16 protein-coding genes are annotated in these 16808 nt (G+C 68.6%); 8 read left to right on the plus strand and 8 right to left on the minus strand.

What is annotated here, in order from left to right:
- Positions 1–19 precede the first annotated feature (19 nt).
- Both ctpC and M5I08_RS09015 read right to left on the minus strand, forming a co-directional pair.
- Complete coding sequence (gene ctpC, locus M5I08_RS09010; protein ID WP_219067368.1) at positions 20–2116, minus strand: manganese-exporting P-type ATPase CtpC; 2097 nt, start codon at positions 2114–2116, stop codon at positions 20–22.
- A 31-nt stretch (positions 2117–2147) separates the two neighbouring features.
- A complete protein-coding gene (locus tag M5I08_RS09015; protein WP_219067314.1) occupies positions 2148–2426 on the minus strand; it encodes a DUF1490 family protein in 279 nt (92 codons plus the stop codon).
- A gap of 382 nt (positions 2427–2808) precedes the next feature.
- Here M5I08_RS09015 and M5I08_RS09020 point away from each other — a divergent pair, with 382 nt between their 5' ends.
- Positions 2809–4260 (plus strand): WS/DGAT/MGAT family O-acyltransferase, encoded by a 1452-nt coding sequence (locus M5I08_RS09020; protein WP_219067315.1) that lies wholly within the window; start codon positions 2809–2811, stop codon positions 4258–4260.
- Here M5I08_RS09020 and M5I08_RS09025 read toward each other — a convergent pair.
- Together M5I08_RS09025 and M5I08_RS09030 are read right to left on the minus strand one after the other, a co-directional pair.
- A complete protein-coding gene (locus M5I08_RS09025) occupies positions 4244–4957 on the minus strand; it encodes a TIGR03089 family protein (RefSeq protein WP_219067316.1) in 714 nt (237 codons plus the stop codon). The genes M5I08_RS09020 and M5I08_RS09025 overlap by 17 nt on opposite strands.
- A gap of 81 nt (positions 4958–5038) precedes the next feature.
- On the minus strand, positions 5039–6505 hold the full coding sequence (locus tag M5I08_RS09030) for an LCP family protein (RefSeq protein WP_219067317.1): 1467 nt from the start codon (positions 6503–6505) through the stop codon (positions 5039–5041).
- A gap of 77 nt (positions 6506–6582) precedes the next feature.
- Between M5I08_RS09030 and rfbD the strand changes: the two genes are divergently transcribed.
- The 3 genes from rfbD to manB are packed head-to-tail and all read left to right on the plus strand — an operon-like array spanning position 6583 to position 9399.
- On the plus strand, positions 6583–7437 hold the full coding sequence (gene rfbD / locus M5I08_RS09035; protein WP_219067369.1) for a dTDP-4-dehydrorhamnose reductase: 855 nt from the start codon (positions 6583–6585) through the stop codon (positions 7435–7437).
- Positions 7438–7454: 17 nt separating this feature from the next.
- Complete coding sequence (locus tag M5I08_RS09040; protein WP_219067318.1) at positions 7455–8324, plus strand: glycosyltransferase family 2 protein; 870 nt, start codon at positions 7455–7457, stop codon at positions 8322–8324.
- 1 nt (position 8325) lies between these two features.
- A complete protein-coding gene (gene manB, locus M5I08_RS09045) occupies positions 8326–9399 on the plus strand; it encodes a mannose-1-phosphate guanylyltransferase (protein WP_219067319.1) in 1074 nt (357 codons plus the stop codon).
- 45 nt (positions 9400–9444) lie between these two features.
- Here the strand turns inward: manB and M5I08_RS09050 are convergent, their stop codons facing one another.
- From M5I08_RS09050 to cofD, 3 genes are read right to left on the minus strand one after another with little or no spacing between them, the layout of a single operon-like run.
- Positions 9445–9987, minus strand: a complete 543-nt coding sequence (locus M5I08_RS09050) for an NUDIX hydrolase (RefSeq protein WP_219067320.1) — start codon at positions 9985–9987, stop codon at positions 9445–9447.
- Positions 9984–11348: a coenzyme F420-0:L-glutamate ligase gene (locus M5I08_RS09055; protein WP_219067321.1), complete on the minus strand. Its 1365-nt coding sequence runs from the start codon at positions 11346–11348 to the stop codon at positions 9984–9986. Before M5I08_RS09055 ends, M5I08_RS09050 begins: the two co-directional genes overlap by 4 nt.
- The gene (gene cofD, locus M5I08_RS09060) at positions 11345–12337 is read right to left on the minus strand and encodes a 2-phospho-L-lactate transferase (RefSeq protein ID WP_219067322.1); all 993 of its coding nucleotides are present in this window, start codon (positions 12335–12337) and stop codon (positions 11345–11347) included. Before cofD ends, M5I08_RS09055 begins: the two co-directional genes overlap by 4 nt.
- Positions 12338–12678: 341 nt before the next feature.
- Here cofD and M5I08_RS09065 point away from each other — a divergent pair, with 341 nt between their 5' ends.
- The gene (locus M5I08_RS09065; protein ID WP_307728217.1) at positions 12679–13035 is read left to right on the plus strand and encodes a WhiB family transcriptional regulator; all 357 of its coding nucleotides are present in this window, start codon (positions 12679–12681) and stop codon (positions 13033–13035) included.
- Positions 13036–13155: 120 nt separating this feature from the next.
- Here the strand turns inward: M5I08_RS09065 and M5I08_RS09070 are convergent, their stop codons facing one another.
- Complete coding sequence (locus M5I08_RS09070) at positions 13156–13578, minus strand: metallopeptidase family protein (RefSeq protein WP_219067371.1); 423 nt, start codon at positions 13576–13578, stop codon at positions 13156–13158.
- 161 nt (positions 13579–13739) lie between these two features.
- Between M5I08_RS09070 and M5I08_RS09075 the strand changes: the two genes are divergently transcribed.
- The 3 genes from M5I08_RS09075 to M5I08_RS09085 all read left to right on the plus strand — a co-directional run bounded on the left by M5I08_RS09075 (position 13740) and on the right by M5I08_RS09085 (position 16807).
- Positions 13740–14177, plus strand: coding sequence for a DUF3499 domain-containing protein (locus tag M5I08_RS09075; protein WP_219067323.1), 438 nt, complete (start codon positions 13740–13742; stop codon positions 14175–14177).
- A gap of 147 nt (positions 14178–14324) precedes the next feature.
- Positions 14325–15725 carry a phosphomannomutase/phosphoglucomutase gene (locus M5I08_RS09080; protein ID WP_219067324.1) on the plus strand — a complete coding sequence of 467 codons (1401 nt, stop codon included), beginning with the start codon at positions 14325–14327 and terminating at the stop codon, positions 15723–15725.
- Entirely contained in the window at positions 15722–16807 is a 1086-nt protein-coding gene (locus tag M5I08_RS09085; protein WP_219067325.1) for a TobH protein, read from the plus strand. Before M5I08_RS09080 ends, M5I08_RS09085 begins: the two co-directional genes overlap by 4 nt.
- Position 16808 lies beyond the last annotated feature (1 nt).

Consider the following 16808-nt stretch of genomic DNA (forward strand, 5'->3'; position numbering starts at 1 on the left):
CCGCGCTTGACGGTCGCCACTAGTCCAACCGGTAATGAATCAGCCTAGAACTGTTTGCGACGACCGCCACCGAGGACGCATTGTGCAGGATCGCGGCCAGCACCGGCGACAACGCGCCGCCGGCGCCGATCAACAGCCCGGCGGCGTTGACTGCGATCGACATGCCGTAGTTCTGCTGGATGACCTCGACCGCGCGAGCGCCCAGGTCGCCCACGTCGAGCAAGCGGTTCAGATCGTCGTTGGCCAAGGCGATGTCGGCGGTCTCGACGGCGACGTCGGTGCCGGCCAGGCCCATGGCGATGCCGATGTTGGCGGCCGCCAACGCGGGGGCGTCGTTGATGCCGTCGCCGACCATGCCCACGATGTAGCCCTCGTCCTGAAGTTGGCGCACCACTTGGAGCTTGTCTTCGGGCAGCACCTCGGCGCGCCATTCGTCGATGCCCAGCTCGCCGGCGACCGCAGTCGCCGTGTCGGGATGATCACCGGTGAGCATCACGATTCGGCGGATCCCGATGGCGCGCAGCTTCTTCAATACATCGGGCGCTTCTGGCCGCACTTCGTCGCGCAGGCTGATCAACCCGACCAGTGTGCCGTCGACCGCGAGCAGCAGCGGCGTCTCGGCCTGGCGGCGCAGCGCGTCGACCCAGTCGGCGGCCTTTTTGGACACCTTGACGTTTTCCGAGCGCAGCAGCGACGGGCTGCCCATCAGCAGTGTTCGTCCGTCGGCCCAGGTCCGCATGCCCAGGCCGACCAGCACTTCGCATTCTTCGTGCGGCGGAATGATGATGCGGCGTTCCTCGGTCGAGCGGATCACGGCCTCGGCCAGCGGGTGACGTGAGTGCAGCTCCGAGCTGGCGGCGTAGGCGAGCACCTGCTCTGGCTGCCAATTCTCATGCAACGCAATAATATTCGTCACGATAGGACGCCCGACGGTGAGTGTGCCGGTCTTGTCGAAGACGATCGCGTCCACTCGGCCGGCCTGCTCGAGGTGCGAGCCGCCTTTGATCAGGATGCCGCGGCGCGCGCCGTTGCCGATCGCCGCGCTGATTGCGGTCGGCGTCGCCAGGCCCACTGCGCACGGGCAGGCGATCAACAACATGGTCATCGCGCGCCGGACGTCTCCGGTGATGGCCAGGGTGACCGCCGACACGATGAACGAGAGCGGGACGAAGCGACGGGAAAAGTTCTCGCCGACGGTCTGGATCGGCGCCCGATCGTGTTGGGCCTCTTCGACGCGAGCGATGATGCGGCCGATGGTGGTTTCGTTGCCGACGGCGCCAGCGCGGACAACCAGACGTCCGCGCAGCACCACCGAACCCGCGTGCACCGTCGCCCCGGCAAGGATGCTGGCGGGCAGCGTTTCGCCGGTGATCGCGGACTGGTCGACAATGGCCTCGCCGTCGACCACCTCACCGTCGACCGGTATCGCGACGTGGTCGTGGATCACCACGTCGTCGCCGACCTGGATGGAATCTATCGGGACTTGCACCTCGTTGCCGTCGGCCAGCCGGATCCATGCCGTGTCGGTGCGGCCGCGCAGCAGGTCCGAGATGGCCCGCCGGGTCCGTCGCAACGTCAAATCCTGAAGGTACTCACCGATGTTCAGCAGCCACAGCACGGTGAGCGCGACGACGTTCTCGCGCAACACCAGGCTTGCCACAGTCGCTGCGGTTACCAGCGCATCGGTGCCTGCGCGTCCGGACCGCAGTGAGCGCAACGCGCCGCGCAGGAACGGATAGCCCATGAACACCGTCGCGCCGGCCGCGACGAGCTGGCCGCTCGGGCCCAGCAGCGGCGCACGGTTGAAGCCGTAGCGCCGCAGCCCGAGTAATGCCAGCGCGGCGCCGCCGAGCACCATGCGCAGCACCTCGGTGTTGCGGACGTCGGACGACCGCGGTGTGCGAGCCGGGATCAGCTCGGCGGCAACGTGTTCTGCCGACGTGATTGCCGCCAGCACCTCCTCACGGTCACAGCGCCTCGGCGAATACCAGACGACGACGGAACCGGTGCGTGGGTAGGCGTGCACGCAACGCACCCCGTCCTGCCGATCGACCGCCTCTTCCACCGCGACGGCGCGGCGAGGATTCGAACGCGCCCATCCGACATGCACCCGCATCCGCCCGGCAGCGTCGGAAACGACGCGCACGTCAGTGCTCGTGGTCGTGGTTGCCGATCGCCGGAGGCTGCGCCTCCTCGCCGATGCGTTCGCGGGCCTCGGCCACCACGTCGGCCAGCTTGAGCCGGGCGGACTCCGCTGCCTCCTCGGCACGCCGGGTTCCGCGCAGTCCCCACTCCGTGGTGGTCACCGCGGCGTCGTGAATCGGAGCCTTCGCCAGGGCCCTACGCACAACCTCGTACGCGCTCACCCCGACCAGCCCGGTGACCACCGTTCCGGCCGCCTTGCCCAAAAAGCCGTGCATCAACATCCCCAGAACCTTCCCTAGGTAACCGTGTCGCCAAACCTAACATACAAATATTGCAATACCAACATGTATCGCCGCTGGGAAGTGCCTAATTAACGCCCCCGGCAAACTCACCGCGACGCGGTTAGAGTGTGCTATCGTGACGGGATCACCCGTCCAGAAACCGGCGGGAACTGCCGTTAAGTCTCGGCGGCAACCATCATTTGACACAAGTCAAGTCGACCGCCTGGTGCAGCTGCGCGCGGCGCTGGTGTCAATTTCCGCCACGCCCGGCAACCCGGGCAGCCGTCATATCGGCTGTTTCGATCGGCACTGCGGCCGGCGGGTCAAAGGGCGCCGGCCGGGTGCGGGGTGTCGGTACCGGGGCGGAAAGGCTCGGCTATTCGTGCTCTCTTTCATATCGCCGACCGATGCGCTGTTCTTGTATGCGGAGGCCGTGCAGCGGCCGATCAACGTCGGGGCGCTGGGTGTGCTGAGCCGGCCGGAAGGCGCCGGCGCCCAAGACGCGCGGGCAATGGTCGCCGAAGCGTTGACTCGCGATCAGGTGGCGCCGCTGTGGCGGCGCCACCCGCACCGTTCGCTTATCTCGCTTGGGCAGTGGCGTTGGTGCACCGACGACGACATTGACCTGGATTACCATGTGCGCCTCAGCTCTTTACCCCAGCCCGCCGGCATGGCCGAGTTGTGCGATCTGGTTTCGCGGCTGCATAGCGGACGGCTCGATCTGAACCGCCCGCTGTGGCAGTTCCATCTGATCGAAGGGCTCCCCGACGGGCGCTATGCAATTTATGTCAAGGTGCACCACGCGTTGGCCGACGGGGTTTCGGCCATGCGCCTGCTGCAACAGACCGTCAGTACGGACCCGGACCGGCGCGGGATGCCGGCGCTGTGGGAGGTGGGCACACAGCCGAGCGGCGACGACGTATCCGGCGGCATCGGTCCGTGGCGTGTGGCCCAGGGTGTGGTCAAAGCGACCGGAGAGCTTGCCGGAATGGCGCCGGCTCTCGCCGACACGGTGTGGCGGGCGGTGCGCCGCCGCGGTGGTCCGCTGACCCTGGCCGCGCCGCACACACCGCTCAACGTGCCGATCAGCAGCGCCCGGTCCTTCGCCGGACGCAGCTTCCCGATCGACCGGCTGCGGCTGGTCGCCAAACACACCGATGCCACTCTCAACGACGTGGTGCTCGCCATGTGCGCGGGTGCGCTGCGTCGTTATCTGTTGCGGCGTAACGCATTGCCGAGCGCGCCGCTGATGGCGATGGTGCCGGTGTCGCTGCGCGGCGACGAGCCTGCCGGCGCGGCCGTTCCCGGCAACAGAATCGGCACATTGACGTGCTCGCTGGGCACACAATTGGCAGACCCAGCCGAGCGTCTTGCGGCAGTACAGGCCAGCATGTGCGACGGCAAGGCCGCGCTGGCCGGCCGCAGCCAACTACAGGTGTTGGCGATGAGTGCGCTTGGTGCTGCCCCGCTCGCGATTGCGATAGCGCTCGGGCATGGGCTGGGCCCGCTGCGCCCGCCAAACGTGATGATTTCCAACGTTCCCGGCCCATCGGGCCCGCTCTACTGGAACGGCGCTCACCTCGAAGCGCTTTACCCGCTGTCGGTCCCCGTTGACGGGCAGACGCTGAACATCACGTGCACCAGCGTCAATGACCAAATCATCTTCGGCCTGACTGCTTGCCGTCGCGCCGTTCCGGCAATCGGAACTCTAGCGGATTTTCTTGGCCGCGAACTTGATTTGCTCGACGCTTTCTACCGGATTCCCGTTGGCATTGGGGTGGATCGCAGGACGCGGCGGCGTCGAGCGCGGGCGACCCCTACCGCACGCGGGTGACCTTCTCGGTCTCGATCCTGCGTGCCAGCGACGCCAGATCCGGGTTGGCCACCTGCACCAGCGACCCGCCGATCGCCAGGACCGCTAACAGGCCGTCGATCACGTCGTCCGGCCCATCCCACGATGCCGTCGAGAGCACCCGATCCTCGGCCGTCAAACCCCTTGCCACAATTGATCTTTGGCATGCGGCAAGCACCTCGTCGACCGATCGTCCCGCCAACGCCGGGCCGGGCTGAGGCTCGGCGACAATCTGATCGCCGTGCACCCGCACCGCGGTCGCATAGTCGGTGACACCGACCGGCAGATCGGGCACCGGGCGCCCGAACGGGTCCAGCGACAGCACCGCAACCTCGCCGGCGCCGGTGGTGTCAGCCGCCTCCAGCCGGTCGACGGTGCACAACGCGACGTCTGCCGCTGCCCCGTCGCCGAGCACCACGTCGGCGCCTATCCACCACACCCCGAACAGCACCGCCGCCGTCTGCCAGTGCGCCGGTAGCAACACCGCCACCCGGCTGGCCGGCCCGGCGCCCAACTCGTCGCGTAACAGGTTGCCCGTCTTGGCCGCCCAGTTGACCAGCGTCGCCGCGGACAGCTCGATGCGCTCACCGGTGGCGTCGTCGTAGTAGGTGATACGCGGGCCGACGGAGTCGGCGCGCAGCATCGGGTCCAGCACCGCCGCGCTCAGCGTGACGGTCATAAAGTGCCGCTCCTGCCCATCGCTTCGCCCCCCTCACCACTTCGCGGCTGGGGATGCCCCCACTGCATCGTCGCCGGCACGTCAGTTGACGCACTCGGGGTGCTCGGAGCCGGCGGTCAGGATCGGCGACGGCGGGGGAGCGGTGTTGTTGGCCGAGTCGGAGTGCGACGCGGCGGCCGCCGTTGCGCCTGCGCCGTCGCCCAGGCCCGAGCCCGGCCCGGTGTAGTCGTTGGCCAGCACCACCCGAACCGATCCCGCCGGCAGCGATGGATTGGCACTCACCGGAAGTCCGCCGAGATCTTTGGCGACCGCTTGCGCGCCCAGGTCGTCGGCCTTTGCGGCTTGCACCTGGCTGGCGGACACGTGGGCGGCATCGTTGTTGCCGACAGTACCTGCGGCAAATCCCTTCGCGGTCAACACCGCTGACACCGCCGCCGCGAGCCCGTTGACATCTGTGTCGTTGAGCACGCTGGCGGTGGTCTTGTCGGGCGTGTACGCCAGCTCCTCGCTCTTGCCCTGCGCCTGGTCGTGCAACAGGCCGGCGACCCAGTCTTGCACCTGATGGGGATCGACCCGCACGACGCTGTGCATGCCGTCGTCGCTCCAGCCCGACTCGTCGAGCACCGGGATGGTGGCGAAGGCGATCCTGCCCGCGGCCAGCTTCTGCAGCTGGTTTACGAAATCCATGATGTCCCAACCGGACGACAGCACAACCGAGCGCTGGATGGCCAGCTGCAGCCGGTTCATCGTCGCCGGGCTCGACAAAGTCTTGCCGGAGATCACCTGGTGGGCCAGCGACGCCATCACCACCTGCTGGCGCACCACCCGGTCCAGGTCGCCGCGGGGCAGGTCATGGCGCTGGCGGACAAAGCTCAGCGCTTGCGGACCGTTGAGCTTCTGCCAGCCGGCCGGAAAGTCGGCGCCCGAAAGTGGTTCGTACACTGGCGCTTTAAGGCAGACGTTGACGCCGCCGAGGGCGTCTGTGATCAATGCGAAGCCCAGCAGCCCGATCTCGGCGTAGTGGTCGACGGTGACGCCGGTGAGGTCGGCAACGGTTTTGACCAGCGCCTCGCGGCCGGCCTCGGTTCCTTCTGCCTCGGCCTGCGCGGGCGCGACGCCGGATTTGACCAGGCTGACCCGCTTCTCTTCCTTGGTCTGGCCGTAGACGCCGTTGATTTTGGTCTTGCCCAGCCCGGGCGCCGCCACGTAGGTGTCTCGCGGAATCGAGATGGCCGTCGCCGATTTCCCGCTGTTGGGGATGCGCACCAGGATGATGGTGTCGGTGTTGCTGGCCACCTCGTTGCCGGCCCGCAGCGCCGCCAACTCCTGGGCGCTGAGCGGGTTGCCGCGGGCGTCGGTGCGGCTGTCCATGCCGACCAGCAGGATGTCGATCGCGCCGTCGTCGCCGCCTTGACCCAGCGACGGGGCGAAGACGTGGAAGATGCCGTCCTCGAAAGAGCGGACCTTGCCCCATGCGACCCCGGTGCCGAGCACGACCGCCACGGCGGCCACAGTTGCAATCACACGAACCACGCGTTCCCCAGGCATCACTCTAGACTACTTTTGCCACAGCAGTATGGCGCGTAGCCGTGGCTTCGGCGTGCCAGACTCGTGACGTGCGGATCATGATCACCGGCGCCGGCGGCCAGCTCGGAAGCCTTCTTTCGGCCGCGGCCGCCCGGCAGGGCCGCGACGTGCGGGCGTTCACGTCGGCGCAGTGGGACGTCACCGACGCGGCTGCCGCCGAGGGGATCGTCGGGCCCGGCGATGTGGTGGTCAATTGCGCGGCCTACACCAATGTCGACGGCGCCGAGAGCGACCAGTCGAGCGCGCGTGCGGTCAATGCCGCCGGCCCGGGATATATCGCCCGAGCCTGCGAGCGCGTCGGCGCCCGGCTGGTTCACGTCTCCACCGACTACGTCTTCAGCGGCGACTTCGGCGGGTCGGCGCCGCGCCCTTATGACGTTGACGACCAAACCGGTCCGCTCAGCGTCTACGGCCGTACCAAACTTGCCGGTGAACACGCCGTGCTGGCGGCGCTGCCGCAGGCCACCGTGGTCCGCACCGCCTGGCTTTACACCGGCGGGAACGGCAAAGACTTTGTCGCGGTGATGCGCCGGCTGGCCGCCGGGGACGGCATCGTCGAGGTGGTCGACGACCAGACCGGATCACCGACCTACGTCGCTGATCTGGTCGCCGCGCTGCTGCAGGTGGTCGACGGGGGAGTGCACGCGCCGCTGGTACACGCCGCCAACGGGGGAGCGGTCAGCCGCTTCGAGCAGGCGCGCGCGGTGTTCGCCGGGGTCGGCGCCGACCCGCAACGGGTGGCGCCGGTCAGCAGCGCCGGCAATCCACGGCCGGCGGCCAGGCCGCCGTATTCGGCGCTGTCCGGCCGCCAGTCGCAGCGGGCCGGCCTTTCGCCGCTGCGACCGTGGCGCGACGCGCTCGCCGAGGCGCTGCACGCCGCGCCGCGCGGCTGACCGTTACCCTGCTACCCGTGAGTGACGTCCTGCCGGTTGTGACGGTGACCTATTCCCCGGGTCCGCATCTGGACCGGTTTTTGGCGTCGCTGTCGCATGCGACGAACCGACGGGTGAGCGTGCTGATGGCCGACAACGGCTCCACCGACGGGGCGCCGCAGGCCGCGGTCGAGCGTTACCCGGGCGTTCGGCTGTTCTCGACCGGGTCGAACCTCGGCTACGGCGGCGCGGTGAACCGCGCAATCGCGCAGCTCGACGACGGTGACGAGTGGGTCATGGTGGCCAACCCGGATGTGCAGTGGGGCCCGGGCAGCATCGACGCGCTGCTGGACGCGGCGACGCGGTGGCCGCGGGCGGCGACGTTTGGCCCGCTGATCCGCGACCCCGGCGGATCGGTGTACCCGTCGGCGCGCCATCTGCCGAGCTTGATCCGCGGCGGCATGCACGCCGTCGTCGGACCGTTGTGGAAGAACAATCCGTGGTCGGCGGCCTACCGCCAGGAGCGGCTGGAACCCAGCGAGCGGCCGGTGGGCTGGCTTTCGGGGTCGTGTCTGCTGGTGCGTCGCGCCGCCTTCGAGCAGATCGGCGGCTTCGACGAGCGTTACTTCATGTACATGGAAGACGTTGACCTGGGCGACCGGTTGGGTAAGGCCGGCTGGCTGAACATCTATGTGCCGTCGGCGCAGGTGCTGCACTACAAGGGCCACGCCACCGGCCGCGACCCCGCGCGCCACCTGGCGGGGCACCACAAAAGCACCTACCTTTATCTCGCCTGCCGCCATGCTGGGTGGCGGCGGGCCCCGCTGCGCTGGGTCATCCGGGCGGGACTGGCGGTGCGTGCGCGGCTGATGGTGCGGGGCTCGCGGCGGGCGCAAGGGTGGCCGTGACGTGACCCGGTCGCCAGTTGACGCTGTCGTCCTGGTCGGCGGCAAGGGCACTCGGCTGCGCCCGCTGACGCTCTCGGTGCCCAAGCCGATGCTTCCTACTGCGGGGCTGCCGTTTCTGGCCCATCTGCTGTCGCGGATCGCCGCGGCCGGAATTGAGCACGTCGTTCTGGGCACGTCGTACAAGCCGGGGGTGTTCGAGGCGGAGTTCGGCGACGGGTCGAAGCTGGGTCTGCAGATGGAATACGTCACGGAGGACCATCCGCTGGGCACCGGCGGCGGGATCGCCAACGTCGCTTCGCATTTGCGTCACGACACCGTGATGGTGTTCAACGGCGACGTGCTCTCCGGAGTCGATCTGGGACAGCTGCTGGACTATCACCACGAGAAGCAGGCTGATGTCACGCTGCACCTGGTGCGGGTCGGCGACCCGCGAGCGTTCGGCTGTGTGCCCACCGAAAATGGCCGTGTGACAGCGTTTTTGGAGAAGACGCAAGATCCGCCGACCGACCAGATCAACGCCGGCTGCTACGTATTCTCGCGTGCGATCATCGACCGGATACCGCGCGGGCGGGAGGTGTCCGTGGAGCGCGAGGTGTTCCCGGCGCTGCTGTCCGACGGGGTCAAGGTGTGCGGTTTTGTGGATTCTTCCTACTGGCGGGACGTGGGCACGCCCGAGGACTTCGTGCGCGGTTCAGCGGATCTGGTGCGTGGGATCGCGCCGTCGCCGGCGTTGGGTGGGCATCGCGGCGAGCAGTTGGTGCACGGCGGCGCGGCGGTCTCGCCGGGCGCGGTGCTCATCGGCGGCACGGTCGTCGGGCGGGGCGCGGAAATCGGCCCCGGCGCCCGGCTGGACGGCGCAGTCATCTTCGACGGGGTGCGGGTCGAGGCCGGCAGTCTGATCGAGCGGTCGATCATCGGCTTCGGCGCCCGTATCGGCCCGCGGGCACTGATCCGCGACGGCGTGATCGGCGACGGCGCTGATATCGGGGCGCGGTGTGAGCTGCTGCGGGGTGCGCGGGTGTGGCCCGGTGTGGTCATTCCCGACGGGGGGATCAGGTACTCGTCGGACGTGTGACTCGCCGAATGTGGGCTTAATGGACGGTTTTTCGAGCGGAGCGTGTCACGAGCCCACCTTCGACGCCCGGGCGACCAGGTATGCGAGCGCCTCGTCGGAGCCCGCGGGTAAGTCGTCGGTAGGCCACCAACGCAGATCCACCGATTCGTCGCTGATCGTGATCTGAGCGGTCGCCGGCGCGTGAGCCACGAACTGCAGATCGAGATGGCGGGTCGGCACACCCAGCGAGCAGGTGACCGGGTGGACGTGTACGGCGACCAGATCGGGCTCGATGCACAGGTCGGCAATGCCGGATTCTTCGCTGGCCTCCCGCAGCGCCGCCGCGAGTATGTCGCCGTCTCCGTCGTCGCAGTGCCCACCCAATTGCACCCAGCGGCTCAGCCGGCGATGCAACGTGAGCAGAACCTGGCCGCCGGAGTCGTCGAGCACCAACGCCGAGGCGGTGACATGTCCCGGCACACACTCACGACGGCAGGAGTCGTCACGCGCATCGATAAACGCCAACACCGCGTGCCGCAGTGAATCCTGTTCCGGGCTCGGCGCCTCCCACTCGGTCAGCAATGCAATCGCCGACTGCCGGACGCTCACTTGCGCACCAGCTGACCTGTGACCGGCAGCGGATCGCGGGGCTCCGTCGGCTCAAGCGGGTAGCCGATCGCGATGGCGCCCAGAGGTTCCCAGTCGTCGGCCAACCCCAGCTCGTCACGCACCAGATCTGCGGCGAAGATCGTAGAGCCGATCCAGCAGCTGCCCACCCCGCGCACCGCCAGTGCCACCAGCAGCGCCTGTACCGCCGCCCCCACCGCGACCGTGAACATGGTGTGCTCGGCGTCGTTGCGCGCGGCGTCGGAGTAGTCGTGCGCACCGTCTGGCACGAGCATCGGGATCACGACTTCCGGTGCGTCGTAGAGGATCTGGCCGCGCTCCACCCGTCGTTCGACAGCGTCGGCGGGCTTGCCGTCACCGGACAGATCAGCACGCCACTTGTCGCGCATGCGGTCCAGCAGCCGGATCCGGGTCGCGGGTGTCTGCAACCAGACGAAGCGCGCCGGCCGCGTGTGATGCGGGGCCGGCGCGGTGAGCGCCTCGGCGACCGCGGCCTCGATAAGCTGCGGCGGCACCGGCTCATTGGCGAATTGGCGCACCGAGCGGCGCAGCAGCTGGGCCTGCTGGCGGCCCAGCTCCAGGGCTTCGGCGGTGCCCAGCCAGAACAAGTCGTCGGCGCCGGAGCGGACAAGGTGGCGCGCGGTGTCGCCGGTGTCGGAAACGATGCTGGCGGGCAGGCCACGCACGACGGCCACCGGTATCGCGGTCAGCTTGCCCTTCACCAGGTCTGCCGCGGCGGCGATCTCGTCGGCAACCGCAATCTCGGTGACCACCAATTCGTTGCCGTGCTGGTCGACGGCGCCCGCGTAGTTGTGCAGCACGGCCAAACCGGCCGCGCCGACGGCAGCGTCGGTCTGGCCGTTGCGCCATGCCCGGCCCATGGTGTCGGTGACGACGACGCCAACGGTGACACCCAGTAGCTGGCGCAGTCCGGCACGCAGGGCTGCCGCGCTGGCGTCGGGATCGACCGGCAACAGGGCTAATTCGCCCGCATCGACGTTGGACCCGTCCACCCCGGATGCCGCCTGAACCACGCCCAGCTTGTTTTCGGTGATCAACGTGCGACCCTTGCGGGCCAGTACGCGAACGGCCTCGGCGCCGACGAGCGTGCGCCGCAGCGTGTCTCGATCCTGGGCGTCGACGGGCGCGTCGACCAGCCGGCCTTCGCATTTGGAGACCGCCTTGCTGGTGACCACCAGCACGTCACCGTCGCGCAGCCAGGGTGCGGCCGCGGCGAGCACCGCGCTCAGGTCGTCGCCGGGGCGAAACTCGGGTAGCCCGGTAACGGGGAGAATCTCAACGGGTGACGCGGCGCCGTGCTCGGGGCTGGCCGGGGCGGTCACGTTGCCACGCCTGCGAGGTCGAGGCCGGCGCTCACCATCGCCGCCGTCGCCTTCGGATCGGTCATCAGCAGCGGCACCGGCTGCACTGCAACGCCATCGATTTCGGCCCGGTCGTTCTCGTGTATCAGCCAGCAGTCCAAGATGCCGGTGCCTGCGCGCGGGCCATAGTGCCGGCCCACTGCCTCTGCGGTAGCCGCCAGGCCGATCACCCTTAGGCAGGCGTCGGCCATGCCGCGCAATGGTTTTCCGCTGACGATCGGGGAGTAGCCGACGACAGGCGCGTTGGTCGACCGCAGCGCTCCCCGAATGCCGGGAACGGCCAGGATCGCGCCTATGCTCACCACCGGATTCGACGGCGCGAGCAAGATGATGTCGGCAGCGCCGATAGCTTGCATGACTTCGGCTGTGGCGCGGGCTTTTTCAGCACCGATGAAGGCAAAACTGTGCGTCGGCACTTGGGCACGGTAGCGCACCCACCATTCCTGGAAGTGGATCGCGCGTTGGCTGTCGTCGACGGGATCGGTGATGACGACATGCGTCTCGCAGCGGTCGTCGGTGGCAGGCAGCAGCGTGGCCCCCGGTTGCCAGCGGTCGCACAGCGCCGCGGTGACCTGCGCGAGCGGATATCCGGCCCGCAGCATCTGGCTGCGCACCAAATGGGTAGCCAAATCACGGTCCCCGAGCTCGAACCAGTCGGGCTGCACGCCGTAGCGGGCCAGTTCCTCCTTGGCGTGCCAGGTTTCGTCGCGATGGCCCCAGCCGCGCTGCGGGTCGACGCCGCCGCCCAGGGTGTACATGCAGGTGTCCAGGTCGGGACAGATGCGCACGCCGTGCATCCAGGCGTCGTCGCCGACGTTCACGATCGCGGTCAGCTCATCATCGCCCGGCGCCGCCGGCGCGGAGGCGAACCGACCCAGACCGAGCAGCTGCTGCACCCCGAGCAGAAAGCGGGCGCCGCCAACCCCGCCGACCAGGACCGTGACCTTCACACCGCACGACAGTACGCCCGGCGCCCGAGCGGCCCGAACCGTCGCGGTGGGGCATGTGGGGCGGGTGTGACCGACACGCCAGGGCGGCAACGGCTGCAGCGCCGCAAAAAAATGATCACGAGATGGTATGGAATTCTTCCGAATCGCTTGCAAAGCGCTGCTTACCCGTGTGTAATCACACCAGTGTCATTTCGGTTGGCTAGCCGGATTCGGTGTCGCAGACCGAGATTCGATCATTTGTTCGAATCGAGATGGCCGCACAGCAAAACAGTGGTGACATTCACGATCAACGAAACCAGGTGAGGAGGCGGAGCATGTCCTATGAGCACCTTCGGGCCCTAATGGGAGGCACACCGCACACCACTACCAGCTCGCCGATGACGCCGGTGATAGAGGTAACGTCAAGGCCCCGTTTGAGTTTGGTCGCCGATGCGGTCGAAGTGTCGGCAGCCTTTGACTCTGAGCCTGCACCGGTGACGCCCGACGAATGGCAAGGCCGCGCGTTGTGCGCGCAAACCGACCCTGAGGCGTTCTTTCCGGAAAAGGGTGGCTCCACTCGCGAGGCCAAGAAGATCTGCCTCGGCTGCGAGGTCCGGGCCGAATGCCTCGATTACGCCTTGGCGCACGACGAGCGGTTCGGCATCTGGGGCGGGCTGTCCGAGCGCGAACGCCGGCGCCTCAAGCGCGGAATTATCTGAGACCAGGGGCTGCTTGACGGGCCGTGACTTCGCATCCGAGACTGCGACCGCGGCGCCGAGACTGCGCCCAGGGCGGCGATTCGCGGAAATCTCCGCGCTGGGCGCAGTCGCGCCGGGGAACTAATCGTCATCGATCGCCGGGTCGATGACCGAAGGTTCGACGTCCAAATAGCTGGCGACTTGGGCCACCAAGATTTCGTGCAGCAATTCGACGAGCTCGACGGTGTCCTTGGCGCGTCGCTCGATTGGCTTGCGGAACAAGACAACTCGGGCCCGGGTAACACCTCCTCGGACGTCAACGCCTGCGCCGATCAACCGGGCCAGCGCGATCGGCCCGTCGGCGACCACTTCCGGTGGCCATTGCACGCTGTCGGGATCCTTGGCCGAAATCCGCGGGATCTCGTCGACGGCTACGTCGAGCCCCGACAACCGCTCCCGCCAGCGCTGCTCGATGGGCTCATAGGCCTCAAGCACGGCCATGTCGAAACGTTCCGCGCGGGAGCGCCACCCCGGCACCGTCGGCGGCAACAGCGGCCCGCGCATCTCCCGGCGGCGGCGCGAAACCCGTCGCGGCCCCCGGCCGCCGCCGCGGGGGGAGCTGCCCGAATCGCTCACCCGGCGATGGTAACGGTTGGACATCGCGTCCCGGGCGAATGCGCGTGTCCGGCGCTGAGAGGACGTTTCCGCACGATAGCCTCTCGATCGTGAACGTTCCGCGTCGCTGTTGCCGGCCCGGGTGTCCGCATTACGCGGTGGCGACGCTGACGTTCGTCTACTCGGACTCCACGGCGGTAATCGGTCCGCTAGCAACCTCGCGCGATCCGCATTCCTGGGACCTGTGCGTCAGCCACGCCGGTCGCATCACCGCGCCGCGCGGCTGGGAACTCGTCCGCCACTCCGGCCCGCTGGCCACCAACCCTGACGAGGACGATTTGATCGCGCTGGCCGAAGCGGTCCGCGAGGGTCGCGACGCGGTTGGCGGCGGTGCGCCCGTCAACGGATTCCACGATTTCGCCGCCCAGCGCGGCGGTGCTCCGACCGCTGCCGGGTCGAACGGCGCCCTGGCCCAGGCCGGCCCCCGCCCCGCCGGCGCCGGGCGCCGGCGCGGGCATCTTCGTGTGTTGCCCGACCCCGCCGACTAGCAACGTCACCGGGCTCGGTTTGATTGCCCGGTTCGCCCCCTCGCCGCTTCGCGGCTGGGAGGTGCCGCCACCCTCAATCCGCCCCGGCATGCATCGTCACCCAGCTAGGCTGACGGCGAAACGTCCCCTTCGTCAGGAGCCTGGTACATGTCTCGGTCCGCCGCGGTGCTCGACCGTGTGATCAAGGCATATGACGTGCGGGGTCTGGTCGGTGCGGAGATCGATGAGCCCCTCGTCCGCGACGTCGGCGCCGCGTTCGCCCGGTTGATGCGTGAGCAGGACGCGCGGCAAGTCGTCATCGGCTACGACATGCGGGACAGTTCTCCGTCGCTGGCCGCCGCGTTCGGGTCCGGGGTCACCGCACAGGGTCTTGACGTGGTCCGCATCGGCTTGGCGTCGACCGATCAGCTCTACTTCGCTTCCGGGCTGCTGGACTGCCCCGGCGCGATGTTCACCGCGAGCCACAACCCGGCGGCCTACAACGGCATCAAGATGTGCCGGGCCGCCGCCTTGCCCGTCGGCGCCGAGACCGGGTTGAGCGCGATCCGTGGCGCCCTGGTCGCCGGCGTCCCGGCGTACCACGGGCCGCCCGGCGCGATCGGCGACAAAGACGTGCTGGCCGACTACGGCGCCTTCCTGCGCTCGTTGGTGGACACCGCCGGGCTGCGCCAGCTGCGGGTGGCCGTCGATGCGGGCAACGGGATGGCCGGCCACACCGCCCCGGCGGTCCTTGGTCCGATCGGGTCGATCACCCTCTTGCCGTTGTACTTCGAGCTCGACGGGTCGTTCCCCAACCACGAGGCCAACCCGCTGAACCCGGCGAACCTGGCCGACCTGCAGTCCTACGTGCAGAACACCGGTGCTGATATCGGACTGGCCTTCGACGGCGACGCCGACCGGTGCTTTGTGGTCGACGAGCGCGGCCGGCCGGTGTCGCCGTCGACGGTGACCGCGCTGGTCGCCGCCCGTGAGCTCGGCCGGGAAATCGGCGCGACTGTCATTCACAATCTGATCACCTCTCGCGCGGTGCCGGAGCTGGTGGTCGAGCGCGGCGGCACGCCAGTGCGATCGCGGGTCGGGCACTCCTACATCAAGGCGCTGATGGCCGACACCGGCGCGATTTTCGGCGGCGAACACTCGGCGCACTACTACTTCCGCGACTTCTGGGGCGCTGATTCCGGGATGCTGGCCGCGCTGTATGTGCTGGCCGCGCTGGGCGAGCAGCAGCGTCCGCTGTCTGAGCTGACCGCCGACTACCAGCGCTACGAGTCCTCCGGCGAAATCAACTTCGCCGTGTTCGACGCAGCCTCCTGCGTCGAAGCGGTGCTGAAATCCTTCAGCGGCCGAATTCAATCCATCGATCATCTCGACGGGGTGACGGTGGACCTCGGTGAGGGCAGCTGGTTCAACCTGCGCAGCTCCAACACCGAGCCGTTGTTGCGGCTGAACGTGGAAGGACGGTGCACCGAAGACGTCGAAGCGGTGGTCGCGCGAGTTGCCGACGAAATCCGCCGACAGGACGCGAGTCAGCCAGAGGCCGCAGTGTGAACGCGACCCGGGCCACCATCGACCTCGACGACACCGACGGCCTGCTGGCCGCCGACCGCGACGGGCTGTTGCGGTCGGCGTCGACGGCCGGTGCCCAGGTCCGGGCCGCCGCGGCCGCGCTGGACGGGGGCGCGCTGGACCCAGTAACCAGCGATGAGCGTCCTCGCACGGTGATCTGGGTTGCCGGGCGCGGCGCCGCCGAGACCGCGGGTGTCATGCTGGCCGCGACGCTGGGCAGCCGGGTGGCCGCGCCCATCGTGGTCGCGGCCGGGGCGCCACCTTGGATCGGTCCGCTCGACACGCTGGTCGTCGCCGGCGACGACCCCGGCGACCCGGCGTTGGTCGGGGCCGCCGCCAGCGGAGTGCGCCGAGGCGCGCGGGTGGTCGTCGCGGCGCCCTACCAGGGCCCGCTGCGCGACAGCACCGCCGGGCGGGTGGCGGTGATGGAGCCGCGGGTGCCGGTTCCCGAAGAGTTTCGCCTGTGCCGCTACCTGGCCGCCGGGCTGGCTACCTTGCAAACCGTCGACCCCAAGCTGCGGGTGGACCTCGCCGCGATGGCCGACGAACTGGACGCCGAGGCATTGCGCAACAGCGCCAGCCGAGAAGTGTTCACCAACCCGGCCAAGGCCTTGGTCGAGCGCATGTCACGGCGTCGCGTCGTGCTCGCCGGCGACTGCGCAGCCACCCTGGCGCTGGCCAGACACGGGTCTTCGGCACTGCTGCGGATTGCGCATCAGGTGGCCGCCGCAACCGGGCTCGCCGACGCGCTGGCAGCGCTGCGGGCCATCGCACAGTCAAAGTCCCTCGACCCGGAAGAGGCGTTTTTTCACGACGAGCAGATCGACGGCCCGGTCGCCGAGCGGTTGCGGGTGCTGGCGTTGACGTTGGACGCCGAGCGCTCCGTCGTGGCCTCGCGGGCCGTGCGTCTCGACGACCTCGACATCGTCGGCGCCGAGGATGTGTCTGATGTGTCGGATGTCCGCTCGGCGCCGGTGGGTGTCCAACGTGCCGAGCAGCAACTGGCAATATTGGCTGTCCGGCTGGAGATGGCCGCGGTTTACTTACGGCTCGTGCGGGGATAAC

This window comes from Candidatus Mycobacterium methanotrophicum (genome assembly GCF_023515995.1).
GTDB classification, from domain to species: domain Bacteria; phylum Actinomycetota; class Actinomycetes; order Mycobacteriales; family Mycobacteriaceae; genus Mycobacterium; species Mycobacterium methanotrophicum.